Source organism: Thermodesulfovibrio thiophilus DSM 17215, from assembly GCF_000423865.1.
Classification (GTDB): domain Bacteria; phylum Nitrospirota; class Thermodesulfovibrionia; order Thermodesulfovibrionales; family Thermodesulfovibrionaceae; genus Thermodesulfovibrio; species Thermodesulfovibrio thiophilus.
Map to the genome: position 1 here is coordinate 1 of NZ_AUIU01000009.1, position 3,800 is coordinate 3,800.

Here is a 3,800-nt window from a genome sequence, read left to right on the forward strand (position 1 = left end):
AGCATATTCATTAATCGATCAATATTTATATTTGGTTGTAATAGTTTTAAACGTTTAGTAGACTTATTTTTTTTAAAATTATATCTTAATAAAAGAGATAAAATTTTAGTAGCTTTTGGTAAATGTGGACAATCAAATGCAATATGTCTTAATAATTCTATGGCTAATTCTTCTAACTCATTATTCACTATATGTCTTCTGCCGTTTAAATCGTACAATATTCTTCCTAAATTGATAGCAGTGGCTAATGAAGATGGAACTGAAAATGCTAGTGCCATACAGTCAATAATTTTTAATGATTTTTTTAAATTATTACTGACAAGGATATTGTTCGAATTCATATCCCCATGACAAACAGAAAACTTATTGAGAGTAAATAACATATCGATTAATTTTATTAGCAATTGAACTCTATCATCAAAAGCTAATTTATTGTTCCAATATTGATAGAATGTTACATAGTTATCTAAAAACGGCTGTATTAAAATTTGTTCTTTAGGTAATCCAAATTTTATATATTCTCCAAATGCTAACACAGGTAAGCCATATTCTTGCGATAGCGCATAAAATTTTTCTGTTTTTATGCATTCACTTGTCAAATGATTTCGACCAAATAGAAAATTACCAAAATTGAATAAGGCACCAATTCTTTTCCTCGCTGGAATATTAACGCTATATTTTACAAAGTAATTTGATAATGTATTATTTGTATTAAATATTTTGTAATAATATCTTTTATTTGGCTTTTCTGGTATGCCTTGCCCCTTAAGTACTTTGATATCTTTTGAATCTTTTGTATATAAAAATCTTTCAAGATTTAAGATATAGTCTAACAATGATAAATCTTTAACCCACCAAATCCATCCAGAATCTAAAACCTTATAAGGACCTTTAAAAAGTTCATTTAATATTCGAGGATTATAAAGTCTTATGGCTGATGATATTTGTTTTTTGAATAATTTCGTATGACCCTTTTTAGTAGTTGAATCCATAATTGTTGTATTAATTATATATTGTTATACTCAAAAAATAAATGCCAAATATTTTAACAATTCAATTATTAGCTTTTCTTTTTAATGGATAAAAGTATTTAGCAAAGGGGTTTGGGGCAGTTTAAGTTCAGGAAATAACATCTGGTGGATACATTGTTATAGGTAGCTCAGTTAATGTATTGCTAATAAAACTAAAAACTGATTAAAAAATATTGATTTTTATGTGAGGCAATGATATGCTTTAATAAATACTTTAAGTGACAAGACAGACAATTATATAAACTGAATATAAAGTTATTATAGATTAACCTTATTGGAGATAAAGAACTTGAAATATTATATTTTCACGGTCATCTTTTTATGATGCTAATAGATAAAATTTTAGATATTGAAACAGAAGAATTGCTAAACTTTAGGTTTTCTAAATATAATTTTTTAATTTGGCCATTTATAAGAAAAGATGTAATTGAAAGAATTTATTATAAACAGACAAATAGTAGTATTCCAATGGCAACTTCTGAAAAATCAAATATTTTTAATAAATTTTTGTATATCAACAATTTAATTAAATATAATCCTTTTAGATACAATGATTTCCCCATAGTATTTACATCTACACAACGAGTAGTAAATGTAAAGAGAGATGGCAAATTCTTTAATAGAGCTATTGATTATTTAGCTTTAGAATATCCAAATATTTCTTTAATTTTAGAACTTTCTGAAAGAAAAATTTTAAGGCATCCTCGTTATTTTAATAATATTGCATATGAAGATTGCATATATCTCAAATCATATTTAAAAAAAATTTTTAGTAAATTTACAAAACAAGACGAAGTAAATATTAATAATTGTATAGAATATATTAACTCCAAATTTAATCTTTATTTAGATAAAGAAGACACGTACTACATTAGAAAAAAATTAAAAAAGCATGTAATACTATACCCTTTTATTTATAAATATTATAGGGAGCTTTTTAAAAAATTAAAACCTTCTATAGTAATATCTGTGGGAAGAGGGATAAAAAGAATATATATTATAAAAGCAGCAAAAGATATAGGTATTAAAGTTGCTGAAGTTCAGCATGGCATAATAACTAAAGCACATCAATTATATAATTATTCTGATGTTGTAGGTAATAATAAAGAGTTTAAAACATATCTACCAGATTATATGCTCACATTTGGTGAATTTTGGAATAACAATATGAGAGATCCTACAAAAAAAGTTATCATTGGGTATCCCCATTTTACTGAAATGGTTAAGAGATTTGCTGATATTCAACATAGAAATATGAAGGAAAAATATATATTATTTGTTTCACAAGGAACATTAACAAAAGTATTTGTTGAGCTTGCAAAAGATTTGGTTAAAAAAATTTCAAAAAATGGATATAAAATATTATTTAGACTACACCCAGGTGAAGTGCCTTTTGAAGAAAGGTATAAAGAGCTTTATTGTTTTGATAACATTGAAGTTGATAAAAATGGGGATATTTATGAATTAATTTACAAATGTGATTGCATAGTTGCGTGTTATTCAACAACAATATATGAAGCTTTAGCATTTAAGAAGCCCATATTTATTATTGATAATCAGTGGTCAAGAGAATATATTCCAAAAGAGATAGGAAATTGGTTTAAAACATCTGATGAATTATATCGTTTAATTATTTCTACTGGCCAGCATGAAGTGAAAATAAGTAAAAATATTAACTATTTTTGGGATTCTAATTGGCAAAAAAATTATAGAAATTTTATAGAAAAAGAATTATGTATAAAACAATAATATTTTTTGTTATGATAATTGTAAAATATTGACCATTATATGACTCATGCCTTCCAGCTATTCCTATATGAATTGCTTTATTTTTATTAAGGTTTTTTACTGTAGTATTTACGGGCTTACAACTTGGCCTTAATGCATATAAGCACACAGTAATTTTATTACTTGGTACTTTCATTTTAAGTTCTAACATTCGTTTTGAAGCATATGAAGCACATATAATTTTATTGGAATTTTCTAATAGTAAATGATAGTTTGGAATTGCAACAATTTTTTCCACACAAAGTTAAGCACATTTGAAATAACCTCTATAATATCTTTCTAAATATTCTTTTGGGCTATTATATCCAAGAGCAGAATGAAGCCTCTTAGAGTTATAAAAACATTCTATATATTCAAACTATATATTCAAAGATCTCTCTTTTGCCCTCTACTCTTGATTTATAACCACCTTCTACCCTTGGCCTGGAACATGCCACATTATTCTTCTTTAAAACAGCTGTTATCCTCGGACTACCATATAAACACCCACTTTTAATATATTCTTGCCTTATTAAAACCAGTAGTTCTTCATTATATAGTTGTCTTTTACTTTTGCCCTTTTTCAACCATTTATAATAGCTGCTCCTATCCACTTTCAGTATCTGGCACATTTTTTCAAAAGAATATTTATTTTTATAATATTTCATGAAATTATATTTCTCCGTGGATTTTGTGAAAAAATGGCCAAAGCTTTTTTTAATATGTCTCGCTCCTCTGTTACATTTTTTAACTCTTTTTCACTTTCTTTTAGATTGCCATGTCCTGGAAAACTATTTGTACCTTCCTGTAAGTATTTACTCCTCCATTTGCATAATAAATGGTATGGAACTCCTAAATCTTCTGATATCTCTTTTACTGTCTTTGTAGAATCTAAAGTATGTTCTACTGCTTCAATTTTAAATTCTTTTGTGTAAACTCTTCTTTTAATCATTTTTTTTCACCTCTCTACTTATTTTTATAGTTGCCTTATCTTTTTGTCTA

Annotated in this window: 4 protein-coding genes and 1 pseudogene; 1 reads left to right on the plus strand and 4 read right to left on the minus strand. The window is 26.1% G+C overall.

Annotated features, from left to right (window positions below; all coding sequences use genetic code 11):
• Positions 1 to 992 (minus strand): hypothetical protein (locus G581_RS0101050; protein ID WP_028844219.1); only part of this gene is annotated, 992 nt, incomplete at its 3' end.
• Positions 993 to 1,352: 360 nt separating this feature from the next.
• Between G581_RS0101050 and G581_RS0101055 the strand changes: the two genes are divergently transcribed.
• A complete protein-coding gene (locus G581_RS0101055) occupies positions 1,353 to 2,780 on the plus strand; it encodes a CDP-glycerol glycerophosphotransferase family protein (RefSeq protein ID WP_028844220.1) in 1,428 nt (475 codons plus the stop codon).
• Positions 2,781 to 3,063: 283 nt separating this feature from the next.
• Here G581_RS0101055 and G581_RS12410 read toward each other — a convergent pair.
• From G581_RS12410 to G581_RS0101070, 3 genes and pseudogenes are all read right to left on the minus strand, one after another.
• Positions 3,064 to 3,177, minus strand: a pseudogene (locus G581_RS12410) (IS3 family transposase); the annotation flags it as partial.
• Positions 3,173 to 3,466 (minus strand): IS3 family transposase, encoded by a 294-nt coding sequence (locus G581_RS10175; protein ID WP_051178643.1) that lies wholly within the window; start codon positions 3,464 to 3,466, stop codon positions 3,173 to 3,175. The gene G581_RS10175 and the pseudogene G581_RS12410, both read right to left, overlap by 5 nt.
• Complete coding sequence (locus G581_RS0101070) at positions 3,463 to 3,750, minus strand: transposase (protein ID WP_038064576.1); 288 nt, start codon at positions 3,748 to 3,750, stop codon at positions 3,463 to 3,465. The genes G581_RS10175 and G581_RS0101070 overlap by 4 nt, the downstream gene beginning before the upstream one ends.
• Positions 3,751 to 3,800 lie beyond the last annotated feature (50 nt).

Coding starts and splice junctions, on each gene's coding strand:
- G581_RS0101055 (WP_028844220.1), top strand. CDS start 1,353: ATGATGCTAATAGATAAAATTTTAGATATTGAAACAGAAGAATTGCTA.
- G581_RS10175 (WP_051178643.1), bottom strand. CDS start 3,466: ATGAAATATTATAAAAATAAATATTCTTTTGAAAAAATGTGCCAGATA.
- G581_RS0101070 (WP_038064576.1), bottom strand. CDS start 3,750: ATGATTAAAAGAAGAGTTTACACAAAAGAATTTAAAATTGAAGCAGTA.